The organism is Microbispora sp. H10670 (assembly GCF_014161385.1).
Taxonomy (GTDB): Bacteria; Actinomycetota; Actinomycetes; order Streptosporangiales; family Streptosporangiaceae; genus Microbispora; species Microbispora triticiradicis.
This window is the reverse complement of sequence record NZ_JABBWW010000002.1, coordinates 315,624-330,273: the sequence shown is the minus strand read 5'-3', so window position 1 is coordinate 330,273 and position 14,650 is coordinate 315,624. Positions and strand designations below refer to the sequence as shown.

Annotated in this window: 17 protein-coding genes; 7 read left to right on the top strand and 10 right to left on the bottom strand. The window is 72.3% G+C overall.

Features of this window, described 5'->3' with window-relative positions; all coding sequences use genetic code 11:
• Window positions 1–51: 51 nt before the first annotated feature.
• The 4 genes from HHX33_RS35610 to HHX33_RS05155 all read right to left on the bottom strand — a co-directional run bounded on the left by HHX33_RS35610 (window position 52) and on the right by HHX33_RS05155 (window position 4,016).
• Complete coding sequence (locus tag HHX33_RS35610; RefSeq protein ID WP_310741222.1) at window positions 52–2,121, bottom strand: cellulose binding domain-containing protein; 2,070 nt, start codon at window positions 2,119–2,121, stop codon at window positions 52–54.
• 129 nt (window positions 2,122–2,250) lie between these two features.
• A complete protein-coding gene (locus HHX33_RS37650) occupies window positions 2,251–2,418 on the bottom strand; it encodes a substrate-binding domain-containing protein (RefSeq protein ID WP_396784211.1) in 168 nt (55 codons plus the stop codon).
• Window positions 2,415–2,708, bottom strand: coding sequence for a substrate-binding domain-containing protein (locus tag HHX33_RS05160; RefSeq protein WP_182873554.1), 294 nt, complete (start codon window positions 2,706–2,708; stop codon window positions 2,415–2,417). The genes HHX33_RS37650 and HHX33_RS05160 overlap by 4 nt, the downstream gene beginning before the upstream one ends.
• Before the next feature lie 348 nt (window positions 2,709–3,056).
• The gene (locus HHX33_RS05155; RefSeq protein WP_182873666.1) at window positions 3,057–4,016 is read right to left on the bottom strand and encodes an aldo/keto reductase; all 960 of its coding nucleotides are present in this window, start codon (window positions 4,014–4,016) and stop codon (window positions 3,057–3,059) included.
• Between the two features lie 99 nt (window positions 4,017–4,115).
• Between HHX33_RS05155 and HHX33_RS05150 the strand changes: the two genes are divergently transcribed.
• The gene (locus tag HHX33_RS05150) at window positions 4,116–5,180 is read left to right on the top strand and encodes a polyprenyl synthetase family protein (protein ID WP_310741221.1); all 1,065 of its coding nucleotides are present in this window, start codon (window positions 4,116–4,118) and stop codon (window positions 5,178–5,180) included.
• Between the two features lie 12 nt (window positions 5,181–5,192).
• On the opposite strand, the gene HHX33_RS05145 is transcribed toward HHX33_RS05150, so the two are convergent.
• The 3 genes from HHX33_RS05145 to HHX33_RS05135 all read right to left on the bottom strand — a co-directional run bounded on the left by HHX33_RS05145 (window position 5,193) and on the right by HHX33_RS05135 (window position 8,258).
• Window positions 5,193–6,242, bottom strand: coding sequence for a glucose 1-dehydrogenase (locus HHX33_RS05145; RefSeq protein WP_182873553.1), 1,050 nt, complete (start codon window positions 6,240–6,242; stop codon window positions 5,193–5,195).
• An 88-nt stretch (window positions 6,243–6,330) separates the two neighbouring features.
• Complete coding sequence (locus HHX33_RS05140) at window positions 6,331–7,020, bottom strand: response regulator (protein WP_182873552.1); 690 nt, start codon at window positions 7,018–7,020, stop codon at window positions 6,331–6,333.
• Complete coding sequence (locus HHX33_RS05135) at window positions 7,017–8,258, bottom strand: sensor histidine kinase (RefSeq protein WP_182873551.1); 1,242 nt, start codon at window positions 8,256–8,258, stop codon at window positions 7,017–7,019. The genes HHX33_RS05140 and HHX33_RS05135 overlap by 4 nt, the downstream gene beginning before the upstream one ends.
• Window positions 8,259–8,437: 179 nt before the next feature.
• Between HHX33_RS05135 and HHX33_RS05130 the strand changes: the two genes are divergently transcribed.
• Window positions 8,438–8,671 carry a hypothetical protein gene (locus tag HHX33_RS05130; protein WP_117408205.1) on the top strand — a complete coding sequence of 78 codons (234 nt, stop codon included), beginning with the start codon at window positions 8,438–8,440 and terminating at the stop codon, window positions 8,669–8,671.
• The gene (locus HHX33_RS05125) at window positions 8,658–9,695 is read left to right on the top strand and encodes a hypothetical protein (RefSeq protein WP_182873550.1); all 1,038 of its coding nucleotides are present in this window, start codon (window positions 8,658–8,660) and stop codon (window positions 9,693–9,695) included. Before HHX33_RS05130 ends, HHX33_RS05125 begins: the two co-directional genes overlap by 14 nt.
• 44 nt (window positions 9,696–9,739) lie before the next feature.
• Here the strand turns inward: HHX33_RS05125 and ligD are convergent, their stop codons facing one another.
• A complete protein-coding gene (gene ligD, locus HHX33_RS05120) occupies window positions 9,740–10,705 on the bottom strand; it encodes a non-homologous end-joining DNA ligase (protein WP_182873549.1) in 966 nt (321 codons plus the stop codon).
• 169 nt (window positions 10,706–10,874) lie between these two features.
• Between ligD and HHX33_RS05115 the strand changes: the two genes are divergently transcribed.
• The 4 genes from HHX33_RS05115 to HHX33_RS05100 are packed head-to-tail and all read left to right on the top strand — an operon-like array spanning window position 10,875 to window position 13,972.
• Complete coding sequence (locus HHX33_RS05115) at window positions 10,875–11,588, top strand: ABC transporter ATP-binding protein (protein ID WP_182873548.1); 714 nt, start codon at window positions 10,875–10,877, stop codon at window positions 11,586–11,588.
• Window positions 11,585–12,274, top strand: coding sequence for an ABC transporter permease (locus tag HHX33_RS05110; protein ID WP_182873547.1), 690 nt, complete (start codon window positions 11,585–11,587; stop codon window positions 12,272–12,274). The genes HHX33_RS05115 and HHX33_RS05110 overlap by 4 nt, the downstream gene beginning before the upstream one ends.
• A 4-nt stretch (window positions 12,275–12,278) precedes the next feature.
• Window positions 12,279–13,376 (top strand): sensor histidine kinase, encoded by a 1,098-nt coding sequence (locus tag HHX33_RS05105; RefSeq protein ID WP_182873546.1) that lies wholly within the window; start codon window positions 12,279–12,281, stop codon window positions 13,374–13,376.
• Window positions 13,376–13,972 (top strand): response regulator, encoded by a 597-nt coding sequence (locus HHX33_RS05100; RefSeq protein WP_182873545.1) that lies wholly within the window; start codon window positions 13,376–13,378, stop codon window positions 13,970–13,972. The genes HHX33_RS05105 and HHX33_RS05100 overlap by 1 nt, the downstream gene beginning before the upstream one ends.
• Here the strand turns inward: HHX33_RS05100 and HHX33_RS05095 are convergent.
• Window positions 13,969–14,418, bottom strand: coding sequence for a hypothetical protein (locus HHX33_RS05095; RefSeq protein ID WP_117410271.1), 450 nt, complete (start codon window positions 14,416–14,418; stop codon window positions 13,969–13,971). The genes HHX33_RS05100 and HHX33_RS05095 overlap by 4 nt on opposite strands.
• Complete coding sequence (locus tag HHX33_RS05090) at window positions 14,415–14,648, bottom strand: ribbon-helix-helix domain-containing protein (protein WP_117410272.1); 234 nt, start codon at window positions 14,646–14,648, stop codon at window positions 14,415–14,417. The genes HHX33_RS05095 and HHX33_RS05090 overlap by 4 nt, the downstream gene beginning before the upstream one ends.
• Window positions 14,649–14,650: the final 2 nt, after the last annotated feature.

Below are 14,650 nucleotides of genomic sequence, written 5' to 3'. Positions count from 1 at the left end.
CCTCGGCCTGCCGCAGGGCAGGCCGAGGTCCACCGATGACCCGAGTTCCCGTCAGGAAATGGCGCAGCTGACGCCGTTGAGGGCGAACTGGTCAGGCTTGCCGGTATTGCCGGTATGGGTGGCCTGGAAGCCGATGTCGGTGGATCCGCCTGCTGCCAGCGTCTCGTTGTAAGAGACGTTGCGCGCGGAGATCTGACCGCTGGAGCCGGTGTAGGTGGCGTTCCAGCCGTTGGTGATGGTCTGCCCGCCAGGAAGGGTGAACGCCAAGGTCCAACCGTTGATCGTTGAGGTGCCACGGTTGGTGATGTGGATGCTGGCGGTGAACCCGTCGTTCCAGGAGTTCATCGTGTAGCCCACCTCGCAGGCGCCGGCCTGGCTCGGCGACGGCGTGGGGCTCGGCGACGGCGTGGGGCTCGGCGACGGCGTGAGGGTCGGCGAGAGCGAGGGCGAGGGCGTGGGGCTCGGCGAGGGCGTGGGGCTCGGCGACGGCGAAGGGCTCGGGGCCGTGGAGAAGGTGATGTTGGAGACGTAGGAGTTGATGTTCCAGCTCGCGTCCGCGTCGGTCGAACTGGTGACGGGTTTGCCCTGGACGGTGAAGTTGGTGAAATGTACGCCGTTGATGTTCACGGTCGACGAACGACCGTGCAGGTTGACGACCTTCTTCACGTCGGAGGAGACGTTGGTGAAGTAGGCGTCGCGGATCGTCGACGTGTTCTTCACGGTCCGCCAGGACGGCGGCCGGTCCTCCTGCAGGTCGATCAGGCTGTCGGTGTTCTCCACCCTGACGTTCTCCCACCGGGTGTTCGAGACAACGGCCGTGTCGACCGCGTCGATCACCATCGAGCGTCCCGCCTTCACCACGTCGATGTCACGGAACGTGACCCCGTCCATCGACCGCCCTTCCGTCTTGGTGCCGATCTTCGCGCAGCCGGAATTGCTGTAGCAGACGACATGCTCGTGAACGACGTTCTTGGTGTCGATCGCACCGGCGGTGGTTTCCTCGTTCTTGGTCGCCATGTTGTCGTCACCGGTGTAGAGGAAGGCGTTGGACAACAGGCCGTTGGTCGACTCGTCGAAATCCACACCGTCGGTGTTGTTGTAACCCGTCGTGGGCCGACAGTTGATCAGCTTGTAGTTCTTGATGGTGACCTTGTCGCTGCGGTAGACGAGCGTGTTCCAGTAGCTGGAGTCACGGACGATCGGGCCGTCGACCTGGATGTTCGAGCTCTGCTCGATCTTCAGCAACGCCAGATTCAGGCCCTGCGCCCGCAGCGACTTCCCGTTGCCGTCGATGACACCGCGGCCCAGCAGCTTCGCGTTGCTGACCTGGTACACCCGCAGGGAGGCGTGCTGCATGCCCTCGATGTTCACCCCGCCGCTGCCGGTGTTGAAGTCCGCCTTGTTGTTCGAGCCGTAGAGGACGGCGCCGGCGGCCAGATACAACGTCATGTTGCTTTTCAGCCAGAGCTCGCCGACCAGGTACTTGCCCGCCGGCACGTACAGGACGTTGCGGGTCGCTCCCGACGCGGCGTTGATGGCACTTTGGATCTTGGCCGTGACGAGTGTCCCCCCGGTGTTGTCGACCCCGTAGTCGGCCAGGTTCTTGACGTTGGCGTCCCCCAGGTGCGGCGTATCGGACTCGGGCGCGTCAATGAGGATGAACAGCAGCTCTGCGGAGTCGAACTGGACGACCAAGTAGTTCGGGCCGCTGTCGAAAGTGATGGTGTTGCCGCTTCTGGTGACCGCCAGCTTCCGGCTCTTGGGGCTGACGGTGTACGAGTTGAAGCTTTGGGCGACGGTGACGGAGAACCTGGCGGTGCCCGCTTCCGCCATCGAGCAGTGCGCGTAGTGCACCTGCATCTCGGGAGCGAACTTGGTCATCTTCTCGACGAACAGCGGGGAGCCGTCCGCCGTGACGGTGTAGAGGGAACTCTTCATGGCGCCCGGCAGCGTGGGATCGGCGACGCAGCCGCCGGCTGCCAGGGCGGCCGAGTCGTTGCCGGCCGGGCCGGTCGCCGCGATCGCGCCGTACTCCGGCGTCACCAGGGCGGTCGTCCCGACGCCAACGCCAACGGCAAGCAGTGTGCTGATCAATAGCTTCGCCAGTGGTTTTATCTTCACGGGGATTCCTTGTTGTGGGGGGCATGGAGTGCTGAGCGACTCGCATCACGACCGGTAGTCGATCACCTCCTCTCGAAAGGGGCTGATCCCAGCGGATCAGTGGTGTGAATACGTGCGTTTCCCCGCCCGTCAGGCCGGACCGGGAGCGGTCGATTTCCTCACGACGAGTTGCATGGGCACGATCCGGCGCGAGTTGCCGGGCCGTCCGCGTTCGTTGAGCAGGTCGACCAGAAGATCGACGGCCGTTCGGCCACATTGCTCTTTCGGCTGGCAGACGGTGGTGGGTGGAGGAGTCACGAGGTCGGCCGTGGGAATGTTGTCGAACCCCACCCGCTGACGTCTTGCGGCACGCGGACGCGGCGCGCGGTCATGTGGCTGATCAGGCCGAGGGCGATCATGTCGTCGTAGGCGATCACCGCGGTGACGGAGGCAGCGAGGAGGACATCGGCGTCGGCGACGCCACCCTCGAACGTGGGCGACACGGCACCGGCTTCGAAGATCGCCGTGGGTCGTTCCGGGCCGCGCGGACTTTTCGTGTGCCAGCCGTCGAACCATCTCAGAACGGAAACTTTCCACCTGAAAAGCACGAAAGGTAACCTAGGGGTGAGGCGCCTCTCGATCCACACGCCCTCGGCGCCGTCACCCTACGCGGGGCGGCCTCGCCCTCTCATCGACGGGTCCGCTGCCCCTATGACCATTGCCTTTGTCATCGACGCCGATCTGAGGCGCCCGTAAGTAGAGAAACTTTCCAGGCAAACTTTCCTGAATCTTTCAGAGCGGATTCGGCGTACGGCGACGGCCACGCGTCCCAGCACAGCCCAGGCCGGTCCGGCCGCTGATGGATCCTTGATGAGGAGGTACAAATGCCGTCGCGGGCGGACGGGTTATCCTTCCGAATTGGCGGACACGCTCTCGTTCAAGGGCGGGCGCCGGGGTCAGCTCCAGGGCAGGGCGGCGCGGCGGGCCCAGTAGGTCTCCGGATCCTCTGCCGGCTCGGCCAGCGTCTTCTCGGCCTCGTCGTCCCAGATCACGCCGAGCGCCGCGAGATTCTCGCCGAGCTGGCCGATCGTGGCCGCGCCGCTCAGCACGGTGCCCGCCCACGGGCGGGCGAGCACGGCGGCCAGCGCGAGGGCGTCCGGGGTGACGCCCCGCTCGCGGGCGGCGCGGACCAGCGCGGGGGGCGCGCCGCGAGCCGTCAACCGGCCGTTGGCCACGCCCTCCTTGACGATGACGCCGAGTCCGGCGGCGTGCGCCCGGGCCAGGGCGTCGCCCGCCGAACGCTCCAGCAGGTTCCACGTCGACTGCACCGTGTCGAACAGTCCCGTCGCGACCGCCTTGTCGATCGTGTCCGCCTGTGCGGGCCCGGTGGTGGACAGGCCGACGGCGACGCCCCGGTCGCGCAGCGCACGCAGCTCGTTGAGCACGTCCTCGTCGTCGAGCACACCGCTGCCGACCGTGGCGGAGTGGATCTGGTAGAGCGACAGGTGGTCCCCGAGCAGTTCCCGCGTCTCGCCGAGCTGGCGGCGCAGCCGGGCGGCCGACAGGTCCTTCACCTCGTGGCGGTCGGCGTCCATCCGCCAGCCGCCCACGTACTCGTACCCCCACTTGGAGCCGACGACGACCTCCCGCGCGGGGACCCCCCGGTCGGCGAGCCAGCCCGCGAGGAACTCCTCGGCGCGTCCGTAGGAGCGCGCGGTGTCGAAGTAGCGCACGCCGGCCGCCCAGGCGGCGTCCAGCACCTCCCAGGTGCGCGCCCGCATCGCCGCGACGTCCCGGCCGGGCCCGAGGTCCTCCTCGCGCCCGAGCGTGATGTACGCGGGACGCCCGAGCGCCGCGAGCCCGAGACCCATCGGGGTGACCTGGAGGCGGCTGCGGCCCAGCGGCCGGCGGAGCATCTCGTACACGACGCCCCACGTTAGTGGACCTCCGCGATCGGGTACGCCGACAGGCCCCGGCCTGCCCGACGATGCACCCGAGCCAGAGGCGGTGGGAGCGTGACGGAACCGGTGGTGGCGCGTCCGTGCGCCGCGGACGTGCTCACCCGCACGCGCGACCTAATCGATCCCGCGCTGCGCCGCGCGGTGGGCACGCTGCCGCACTCGATGCGCCGCGTGGCCGGGTATCACTTCGGCTGGTGGGACGCCCGGGAGCGGCCGGTCGGCGGCGCGGGCAGCGGCGCGGGCGGCGGCAAGGCGCTGCGGCCGGCGTTCACGCTGCTGGCGGCCGAGGGCGCCGGGGGAGAGGCGACGGCGGCGCTGCCCGCCGCCGTGGCGGTGGAACTGGTGCACAACTTCTCGCTGATCCACGACGACGTGATGGACGGCGACCGGGTCCGCCGGCACCGGCCCACCGCCTGGGCCGTGTTCGGACGCGCCCAGGCGATCCTGGCGGGCGACTCGCTGCTGGCGCTGGCGTTCGCCGTGCTCGCCACCGGAACGGACGGCGGGCCGGACAGCGCGGCAGACGGCAGGACGGACGGCGTGCCGGTGCTGGCCGGGCACGTGCAGTCGCTGCTGGACGGCCAGAGCGCCGATCTCGACTTCGAGGAGCGCGCCGAGGTGGGCCTGGAGGCGTGTGTGCGGATGGCGGAGGGCAAGACCGCGGCCCTCTTCGGGTGCGCCTGCGCCCTCGGCGCGCTGTACGGCGGCGCCACCCCCGATCAGTCCGTGCTGCTGAAGGCGTACGGCGAGCGCGTGGGGCTGGCCTTCCAGATCGTGGACGACCTGCTCGGCATCTGGGGCGACCCGGCGGCCACCGGCAAGGCGGTGCATTCCGATCTGCGTAACCGGAAGAAGTCCCTGCCGGTCGTCGCCGCGCTGGCCTCGGGCACCCCGGCGGGCGCCACGCTCGCCGCCCTGTACCGCCGTCCCGTCGCGGAGCCCGACCTGGCGCGGGCGGCGCGGCTGGTGGAGGAGGCGGGCGGGCGCGCCTGGAGCCTCGCCAGGGTGGACGGCCTGCTGACCGAGGCGCTGGAGTCGCTGCGGGCGGCGGGGCTGACGCCGGAGGCCGCCGCGGGGCTGGAGGCGCTCGCCCGGCTGGCCGCCGACCGCGACCGCTGAGGCGGCTGAGGTTCAGCCGAAGGTGAGCACGACCTTGACTTCGTTCTCCCGCCTCTCGTAGGCGCCCGCATAGCTGTGCAGGGGAACCCTCCGGGAGATCAGCCGGGCGAGCCAGTCGCGGTTCGACACGGCGAGGGCGCCGGCCGCGGCGGTGAAATGGCGGAGGTTGGAGTCGATCGTCCCGATGACCACGGCGTTCTCCAGGACCATCTCACGGTTGAGCATGCCCACGTCCACGGTGATCCGGCGGGAGCCGGGGGTGACTCCGGTCAGGCAGACGATCCCGTAGGGGCCGATCGCCGAGAGGGTGCCGGTGAAGACCTCGGCCGCGCCGCAGGCCTCGACGACCACGTCCGGCTTGAGGGCGGTCACCACATCCTCGATCCAGCCCGTGTGATAAGTCGCGCCGAGATCGGCGACCAGCGCCGCTTTGGGCCCGCCCTTGACGAAGTCGAACACATGCACGTCGAGGCCGCGCTGGACGCCGAGCAGCGCGGCGAGCATGCCGAACGGTCCCGCGCCGGTGACCAGCACCCTGCGCGGCTCGTACCAGGACCGCCTCCCGATCTTCTCGATCTGCTCCCAGGCCTTGGCGACCACCGACGCCGGCTGCAGCAGCACGCCCGACTCGCCGAGACCCGAGTCGAGACGTACGGCACGGTCCGTCTCCACGGACCACAACTCGCTCGCGTAGCCGTCCAGTTCCTTCAACCCCCGCATGGTGTACCGCCCGTTGCGGCACATGTCGGGCTCGCCGTGGGCGCAGGCCACACACGGCACCGGATCCGGATAGCGCACCAGGCCCACGACGAGGTCGCCGGGGGAGAAGCCGGACCCGGCGGGGGCCTGCCGCACGCGGCCGAGGGACTCGTGCCCGATGATCAGCCGCTCCCGGCCCGGCGGGGCGTATCCGTAGTCGCCGGCGATGACCTCCCTGTCGGTGCCGCACACGCCGACGGCGACGCTCTCGACGAGGAGGTCGCCGGGGCCGGGCACGGGGTCGGGCACCTCGGTCAGCGCCAGCGACCCGGCCCGGCGCGGCACGACGGTGAGCGCGCGCATGAGGCATTCCTTCCCCGGGACCGCCCGTCCCACCTGCGGCACCGCCCCCGGCCGGACAAGGAGAACACCAAGGGGAGGGAAAATGTCCTCAGCCCTCCGGGACGTCGTCGAGCAGCCCGGCGTCGTGGGCCAGCAGCGCGATCTGCACGCGGTTGTTGAGGCCGAGCTTGGCGAGGATGCTCGACACGTGCGTCTTCACGGTCGGGACGCTGAGGTGGAGCAGCGCGGCGATCTCGGCGTTGGGCCTGCCCTGCCCGACCGCCACGGCGATCTCCCGTTCCCGGTCGTTCAGCGGCGCCAGGCGTTCCTCCGCCCGCGCCCGCCGTAGGTCCCGGCCCGACTCGGCCACCCGGGCGATGAGCCGCCGGGTCACCGCCGGGGACAGCACCGGATGGCCGCGGGCCACCCGGCGGACGGCGTCGACGATCTCGTCCGGCGGGGTGTCCTTCAGCAGGAACCCGGCCGCCCCCGCGCGCAGGGCGCGCAGCACGTGCTCGTCCGCGTCGAAGGTGGTCAGCACGATCACCTCCGGGGCGCCCTCGCGGGCGCGCAGCGCCTCGGTCGCCGTCAGGCCGTCCATGACGGGCATCCGGATGTCCATCAGCACCACGTCGGGGTGGTGCCGGCGGGCCAGCGGCAGGACCTCCGCGCCGTCTCCCGCCTCGGCGACGACACGGAGGTCGGGTGCGCCGCCGAGCATCATCACGAGGCCGGCCCGGACGAGCGGGTCGTCGTCGGCGATGAGCACGCCGATCGGCGCGGAGTCGGGCGAGATCATGCGGGCCACGGTAGCCAAACCCGCACCTGCCAGGCACCTGGGCCGGTGCCGCCGTCCCGGCGCACGGGCCCGTGCTCCAGCCGTCCCCCGGCCAGGGTGACCCGCTCGGCCAGGCCGATGAGCCCGTGACCCCCTTCGGTCTCCGGCGGGCCGGTCGCGGTGGTGTCGTTGACCACCTCGATCGTCAGGCCGTCGCCGGGCGCCCCCGCCAGCCGCAGGCGGACCTCCGCCCCCGGCGCGTGCCTGCGCGCGTTGGTGAGCGCCTCCTGAACGACCCGGTACGCGGTGCGGCCCGTCCGGTCGGGGACGGCCTCCCGGGGCCGTCCGCCGAGTTCGTCGCGCAGCCTCACCCGCATGCCGGCCTCGCCCGACTCCGCGAGAAGCCGGTCCAGATCGGCCAGTCCCGGCAGGCCGGGCCGCGTGGGCGCGGACCCGCCGGACGGGTCGCCCGACGGGTTGCCTGCTGTGCCGCCTGGTGTGCCGCCGGAGGGGGCGCGCAGCACGCCGATGACCTCGCGCAGGTCCTGCAGTGCCTGGTGGGCGCTCTCCCTGATCACGCGCGCCGCGCGGGCGACGTCGGCGGGGTCGGCGCCGGGGTTGAACTCCAGCGCTCCCGCGTGCACGCTCAGCAGGGACAGCCGGTGCCCGAGCACGTCGTGCATCTCCCGGGCGATGGCCTCGCGGACCAGATGTTGCGCCTGCTCGGCCCGGAGCCTCGCCTCCGTCTCCATCCGGGCCGCGCGGTCGCGCTGCGCCAGCACCAGCCGCCGCCGGTGGTGGACGAACAGCCCCCAGCCGGCCGCCGCGCCCTGCAGGGCCAGGCCCAGCATGAACGTCGCGAGCGGCGGCGTGCCCGGCTCGGGGCGCAACCACGTGAACACGACCGCGGCCAGCACGCTGAGCGCGAACACCACGCCGGAGGTCCGGGGACGCCGGTGGACCGCGACCGAGAAAAGCGCGGCCAGCATCGGGCCCGCGACCATCTCGAAGACGGCCGACAGCGCGACGAGCGTCACGGCGAGCCCGACCGGCCACCGGCGGCGCAGCCACAGCGCGGCGCAGCCGAGCGCGCCCACGACCTGGTCGAGGGGGAACAGCCATCCGGGCGGCAGCGGCACGGTGCCGAGGCGCTCCGCCGACATGAGCAACGCGAACGCCGCGGCGAGCAGGAACATCGCCGTGTCCACGAGCCAGTCACGCCGGGTCCGCCGACGCCGGGGGGTGGCGGGAGCTTCCATACGGCCGCAGCGTACGGCTTCGAGGGAGACGCGCCCACGCGGAGGCGCGAAGTCGATACCGAAGTCGGGGGACGTCCGACTTCGGTCGGAGAGCACGCCGCGCCCGGGCGACCTTCGCCGGACGGAGGGATGCCGACGCCCGATGCCCGGCGGTCCCGCCGGTCCCTAGCGTCGGCGTCATGCGCAAGGTCATCCAGCTGGCCGGGGCGTTCCTGGTCGCCGCGGGAGTCAGCGGCACCATCGACCGTCTGGCCGTGCAGCCGTTCAACGGAGCGATCCTCAACGTCTTCAACCGTCAGGTCATCCCGCGCCTCGCCTTCCTGACCGGCTACGAGGTGTACGCGAACCTGCTCGTCGCGGTCGCCGGCGCCGTCGTGTTCGCCGCCGCGAGGAGGCGCGATGAGAACGCCTGACGCGCGCCGGGCCCGCTGGTCGCTCGCGGCCGGGCTGATGGTGCTCTCGCCGATGTGCGCCGAGTACCTCGCGGGCTACGACGACAGCACGGGCGATCCGTTCGTGCTGATCGCCAGCCTGGTGATCTTCAGTCCGCTGTACGGCGCGCCCGCGTTGCTGATCCGTGAGACGGCCCGCAGGCTGGGGCTGCGCTGGCCGGAGATCCTCGCCCTCGCGGCCGCCTTCGGCGTGCTGCAGGCGGGCGTCATCGACCAGTCCCTGTTCAGCGAGGGCTACCGGGACATCCCGTACTGGGAGGAGATGATCCGCCCGACGTACGTCGAGCCTCTGGGGCTGGCGGCCCACACCGCGCTGGCCTTCGTCGGGGGCCACGCGATCTGGAGCTTCGGCGTGCCGATCGCGCTGACCGAGGCGCTCGCCCCTCGGCTCTCGCGTACGCCCTGGCTGCGCGCGCCCGGGCTGGCCGCCGCCGTGGCGCTGTACCTCGCGGCGGCGACGTTGGTGCTGACCGACCATCTGCGGACCGAGTCCGACCACGCCTCGGCGGCCCAGATCGGGGGCGCGCTGGCCGTCGCCGCGCTGCTCGCGCTTCTCCCCGCCGCCCGCGCCCGGCGCCGGCCTGTGCCCCCTGCTCCTGCCGTGCCGCCCCGGCGCCCGCCCCGGCCGGTCGCCGTCGCCGCGGCCGGCCTGGTGGCGGGCCTCGCCTTCGACCTCCTGCCCGCGACCTGGGCCGGGGTCGCGGGCGGGCTCGCCCTGCTCGCCCTGACCGCCGCCGCGGCCGGACGGCTCGCCCGCTCACCGGCGTGGACCTACCGCCACGTCGCCGCGCTCGCCGCCGGAGCCATGACCGCGCGTGCGGTCGTCGGGTTCTTCGTGGTGCCGCTGGGGAATGTCGCGCCGGTCGCGAAGTACGCGCACAACGTCGCCTTCCTCACCGGCGCGGTGCTGCTCGGCGTGCTCGCGACGCGGCGGCGCGGCACCGTGGACCCGGGTGTGGACCCGGGTGTGGACCCGGGCCGGTGAGCCCAGCGTGCCGCCCCTCCGCCCGGCCCTCCCTCATCTCTCCCTCATCCATCGGCGCGGACGACCTCGCCGGGGTCCTTGTCGTCGCGCAGGCCCCGCCAGGAGGGGTGGCGCAGCCGTCCCTCGCCCGTCCACTCGGCGAACTGCACCTCGCCGACCAGCACCGGCTCCACCCAGCCACAACCTCTGGCCTCCTCGCGGGTGATGCCGGAGAACGGGGGCGTGTCCCGCCGCAGCGGCGCGAGGCGCTCGCCGAGCCGCCGCAGCGCCTCGTCGGTGAAGCCGGTGCCGACGCTGCCGGCGTACCGGAGCAGGCCGCCGTCGTTCACGCCCACCAGCAGCGAGCCGATCGTGTCGGCGCGGCGCCCCTCCCCGGGCCGCCAGCCGCCGACCACGACCTCCTGGGTGCGGACGTTCTTGACCTTCACCCAGTCGGGGGAGCGGCGTCCGGGCAGGTAGGCGGAGACGAGCCGTTTGGCGACGACGCCCTCCAGCCCCAGGCGGCGGGAGTCGGCCAGCGCGTGCTCTCCGCCGCCGGAGTAGTAGGGCGGGATGGCCCAGTGGCGCCCGGCGCGCACGAGGTCCTCCAGGACGCGCCGCCGTTCCGTGTAGGCCGCTCTGGTCATGGTGCCCGCGTCGACGTGCAGCACGTCGAACAGCAGGTACGTCACGGGCGTGGTGACCACCAGATGCCTGACCTTGAGCGGGTCGCGCTGGTGCATGCGCGGCTGGAGCGCCTCGAACGAGGGCCTGCCCTGTTCGTCGAAGGCGACGATCTCCCCGTCGAGCACGGTCGCCCGCCCGCCGGTCGCGCCGGCCAGCCCGGCGATCTCGGGGTAGGCGGGGGTGATGTCCCTGCCGTTGCGGGAGACGAGCCGGAGCGTCCCGTCCTCGACGTACCCGAGGGCGCGGACCCCGTCCCACTTCATCTCGTGCGCGTAGTCGCCCTGCGGCTCGGGCAGCGGCCCGAGCCGGGCCATCATCGGTGCGTACGCCGGAAGGGCGGCCATGCCCCGCTGGTACCCCGGCCGGTCTCCGGATACCCCCCTGACCTGCGCTGACATGCGGCCGGCAGGGCAGGACGCCGTCGCCTGCGCGCACCGCCATCCTCCGAACGGGTGATGCGGGGCGACGTGCCGGGTGATGCCGCGTGATCGGCGCCGCCCCGAACCTTGAGGCATGGAAGCCATCGAGGTGACAGACCTCCGCAAGTCCTACGGGGACACCCGCGCCGTGGACGGGGTGACGTTCACGGTCCGGGCCGGTGAGACGTTCGGGATCATCGGCCACAACGGCGCCGGAAAGACCACGACCGTCGAGTGCCTGATCGGGCTCAGGCGAGCCGACGCGGGCACGGTCCGGGTGCTCGGCGAGGATCCGGCACGCAGGCGGCGGGCCCTGGCTCACCGCCTCGGCGTGCAACTGCAGGACAGCTCCCTGCCGGAGCGGATCAAGGTGGCCGAGGCGTTGCGCATGTTCGGCGCCTTCTACCGGGGCGCGTCCGACTGGCGGCGGGTGATGGAGCGCTGGGGCCTGCGGCCGCTGGCGAGGAAGGCGTACGGCGACCTGTCGGGCGGTCAGAGACAGCGGCTGATGCTCGCGCTGGCCCTGGTCGGCAACCCGGAGATGGTCGTGCTCGACGAGCTGACCACGGGCCTCGACCCGATCGCGCGCCGCGAGACCTGGCGGCTGATCGGCGACCTGAAGGCGGCGGGCACCACCGTGGTGCTGGTCAGCCACTACTTCGACGAGATCGAGGCGCTCTGCGACAGGGTCGCCGTCCTCGCCCGCGGCCGGGTGGCGGCGACGGGCACCACGGGCGAGCTCGTCGCCCGGACCGGAACCGCCTCGCTGGAAGAGGCCTACCTCGCCCTGGAGGGAACGGACCGATGAAGGCGTTCACGGCTCTGACCGCCGCCGAGCTCAGGCTGCTGTCGCGCGACCCCGCCTCGTTGTTCTTCATGGTGGCCTTCCCTTTCATGCTGCTGGTGCTCAAACGCGGCGACGGCGGCGCGGTCCCGGGCTACCTCGCGATGATCGCCGCCATCGGCGGGATGGGCGCGCTGCCGGGCCTGCTGGCCTCGTACCGCGAGCGCAAGGTGCTCAAGCGGCTGGCCACCACGCCGATCTCCCCGGTCCTGTTGCTCGGGGCCCAGCTGGTGTCACAGGTCGCCGCGGGCCTGGCGGGCTCCGCGCTGCTGGTGGTCGTGACGGTCGCGGTGTTCGGCGCGCGGGCGCCCGGCGACGTCCTCATGCTGACCGCGGCCTTCCTGCTCTGCTCGGTGATGGCCTGCGCGCTGGGCTTCGTGATCGCCGCGGTCGTGCGCAACACCAGAGGCGCGAGCCTGATCGGCATGCTGGTCATGTTCCCCATGATCTTCCTGTCCGGCGCGGCCGTGCCCAGGAAGGCCCTGCCCGGCTCGCTGCGTCAGATCGGCGACTTCCTGCCCCTGACCCCGGCCGTGGAGGCCCTGGGAGGCGCCTGGTCCGGCACCGCCGCGCCCTTCCCCCTGCTGATCCTGGCCGGGATAATCGTGGCGGCCACGGCCACCGGCGCGGCGCTGTTCCGATGGGAGTGAGGACGTGAACGTCTGGGAGGCGCGCTGGTCGCGCGCCTTCCACGTGCTGTACTACGCCTGCCTGGCGCTCGGGCTGATCCTCTCGTACGGGGACGGCACGGGCGAGGGCACCGGCCCCGGCCCGCTCACGCTGGGAATCGTCGCGCTCATGGCGGGCTGGCACGGCTTCTTCGTCGTACGGCGGCCGCGGCTGCTCGGGCGGCTGAACCCCATGGCGTTCCACCTGGCGGTCGTCGGCGCGCTCTACCTCGCGCTGGTGGCGCGGGACCGGTCCTTCGACGTCGTCGTCTTCGGGTTGATGCCCCAGCCGTATCTGATGCTGGCGAGCCCCTGGTCCTACGTGGGCGCGGTGGCGACGGTCCTCAGCACGTTCGCCGCCAGAGGCTATCTGGACGAGCCCGGCGTCCTGTGGCGGCTCGTCGGCAGTTCCGGCCTCGTCGTGGCGATCGGGCTGTTCGTCGACTACGTGTCCCGGCAGAGCGCGCAGAACCGGACGGTCGGGGTGCTGGAGGAGCGGGCGAGACTGGCCAGGGAGATCCACGACACCCTCGCCCAGGGGCTGAGCGGCATCGTCACCCAGCTGGAGGCGGCCGAGCAGGCGATGCCCGACCTGGGCGCCGTGCGGAAGAGGATCGCGCTGGCCAAGGAGCTGGCGCGCGACAACCTGCGGGAGGCGCGGCGCTCGGTCGACGCGCTGCGGCCGGGCCCTCTCGCCGGCGCGGGTCCCGAGGCGGCGCTCGCGGAGGTGGCCGCGCGGTGGTCGCGGACGTCGGGGGTGGCGGCGGCCGTGTCGGTGGAGGGGACCCCCCGGCCGCTGCCCGGCGAGGTGCAGACGACGCTGCTGCGGGCGGCGCAGGAAGGGCTGTCGAACGCGGCCAGGCACGCCCGGGCGGGCAGGGTCGCGATCACGCTGACCTACATGGACGACGAGGTGACGCTGGACGTGTTCGACGACGGGGTGGGTTTCGACCCGGACGCGCCCGGCGCGGGGTACGGGCTGGCGGCCATGCGGGAGCGGGCCGGCGGCGTCGGGGGAACGCTGACCGTGGAGTCCGCACCGGGAGAGGGGACGGCGCTGTGCCTGCGGATCCCCTCAAACTGATGATCGTCGACGACCATCCGGTTGTCCGCGACGGACTTCGCGGCATGTTCGACCACGTGGCGGACATCGAGGTGGTGGCGGAGGCGTCCGACGGGTTCGAGGCGCTGGCCATGGCCAGGCGGGCGCGGCCGCACGTGGTGCTGATGGACCTTCGCATGCCCGGCCTGGACGGCGTCGGGGCGATCCGGCGGCTCCGGGCGGACCACCCGGAGATCAAGGTGGTCGTGCTGACCACGTACGACACGGACGCGGACGTGGCGCGGGCCATGGCCGCCGGGGTGGCGGGCTACCTGCTGAAGGACGCGCCGCGCGAGGAGCTGCACAGAGCGGTCCGTACGGCCGCCGCCGGCGGCGCGGTCCTGGCGCCGTCGGTCGCGTCCGCCCTGCTGAGCAGGCCCGCGGCCCAGGAGCCGAGCCCGCGCGAGCTGGAGGTGCTGCGCCTGGTGGCGCGCGGCTCGGCGAACAAGGAGATCGCCAGGACCCTGCTGATCAGCGAGACGACGGTGAAGACGCATCTCAAGCACGTCTTCGCCAAGCTCGGTGTCGACAGCAGGGCCGCGGCCGTCGTCGTGGCCATGGAGCGAGGGCTCATCTAGGGGAGGATCTCCAGGCGGACGTCGAGGCCCTCGTACAGGTAGGGGGACGGGGTGATGATCCGCCAGTCGCGGCGGGTGGCGTGGACGACGGCGTGGGCGGCCACGAGCACGTCGGTCAGGCGCGCGTCGGCCGCCGCGGGCCGGTGCCGGCGCAGGCTCGCCCTGATCGCCTGCGCGTACGGCCCGCCCTCGACGGCGTCGTCGGGCGACAGCGCGCCGGTGACGACCATCGACATGCGCAGGAAGCGTTCGAGGCGGGGCTGGATCGGGCCCAGCGAGAGGACCTGGACGGCGAGCGCGGGCACGAGGAGGGTGACACCGTGCGCCGAGGACTGCCGCACGACGGCCCTGCCGTACATGCTCTTGCCCTCGATCAGGTGGACGACGGCGTCGAGGTCCAGCACGTGGCCGGACAGGACGCCGGCCGGTGGGACGGGGTCGGTCACGCGGCGTCCGCCTTGGCGTCCCCGCCCATGAGGCGGGCCGCGCGGGCGCTGTCGTCGTCGGTGATCCCGTCCTGCCAGCCCGGCCCCCATAAATCGGCCATGATGGCCAGGTCGCCCTGGACGCGCCGCCGCTCGCGCAGCGCCGCGGCGATGTAGGCCGAGGCGTTGCCGGACGCCTGCGCCTCGTCGGCCAGTTCGTCCGGCAAAGAGATCGTAATCTTCTTGGTCATAC

Coding starts and splice junctions, on each gene's coding strand:
- HHX33_RS05155 (WP_182873666.1), bottom strand. CDS start 4,016: ATGCTCCGCCGGCCGCTGGGCCGCAGCCGCCTCCAGGTCACCCCGATG.
- HHX33_RS05145 (WP_182873553.1), bottom strand. CDS start 6,242: ATGCGCGCGCTCACCGTCGTGCCGCGCCGGGCCGGGTCGCTGGCGCTG.
- HHX33_RS05140 (WP_182873552.1), bottom strand. CDS start 7,020: ATGATCTCGCCCGACTCCGCGCCGATCGGCGTGCTCATCGCCGACGAC.
- HHX33_RS05135 (WP_182873551.1), bottom strand. CDS start 8,258: ATGGAAGCTCCCGCCACCCCCCGGCGTCGGCGGACCCGGCGTGACTGG.
- HHX33_RS05130 (WP_117408205.1), top strand. CDS start 8,438: ATGCGCAAGGTCATCCAGCTGGCCGGGGCGTTCCTGGTCGCCGCGGGA.
- HHX33_RS05125 (WP_182873550.1), top strand. CDS start 8,658: ATGAGAACGCCTGACGCGCGCCGGGCCCGCTGGTCGCTCGCGGCCGGG.
- ligD (WP_182873549.1), bottom strand. CDS start 10,705: ATGGCCGCCCTTCCGGCGTACGCACCGATGATGGCCCGGCTCGGGCCG.
- HHX33_RS05115 (WP_182873548.1), top strand. CDS start 10,875: ATGGAAGCCATCGAGGTGACAGACCTCCGCAAGTCCTACGGGGACACC.
- HHX33_RS05110 (WP_182873547.1), top strand. CDS start 11,585: ATGAAGGCGTTCACGGCTCTGACCGCCGCCGAGCTCAGGCTGCTGTCG.
- HHX33_RS05100 (WP_182873545.1), top strand. CDS start 13,376: ATGATCGTCGACGACCATCCGGTTGTCCGCGACGGACTTCGCGGCATG.
- HHX33_RS05090 (WP_117410272.1), bottom strand. CDS start 14,648: ATGACCAAGAAGATTACGATCTCTTTGCCGGACGAACTGGCCGACGAG.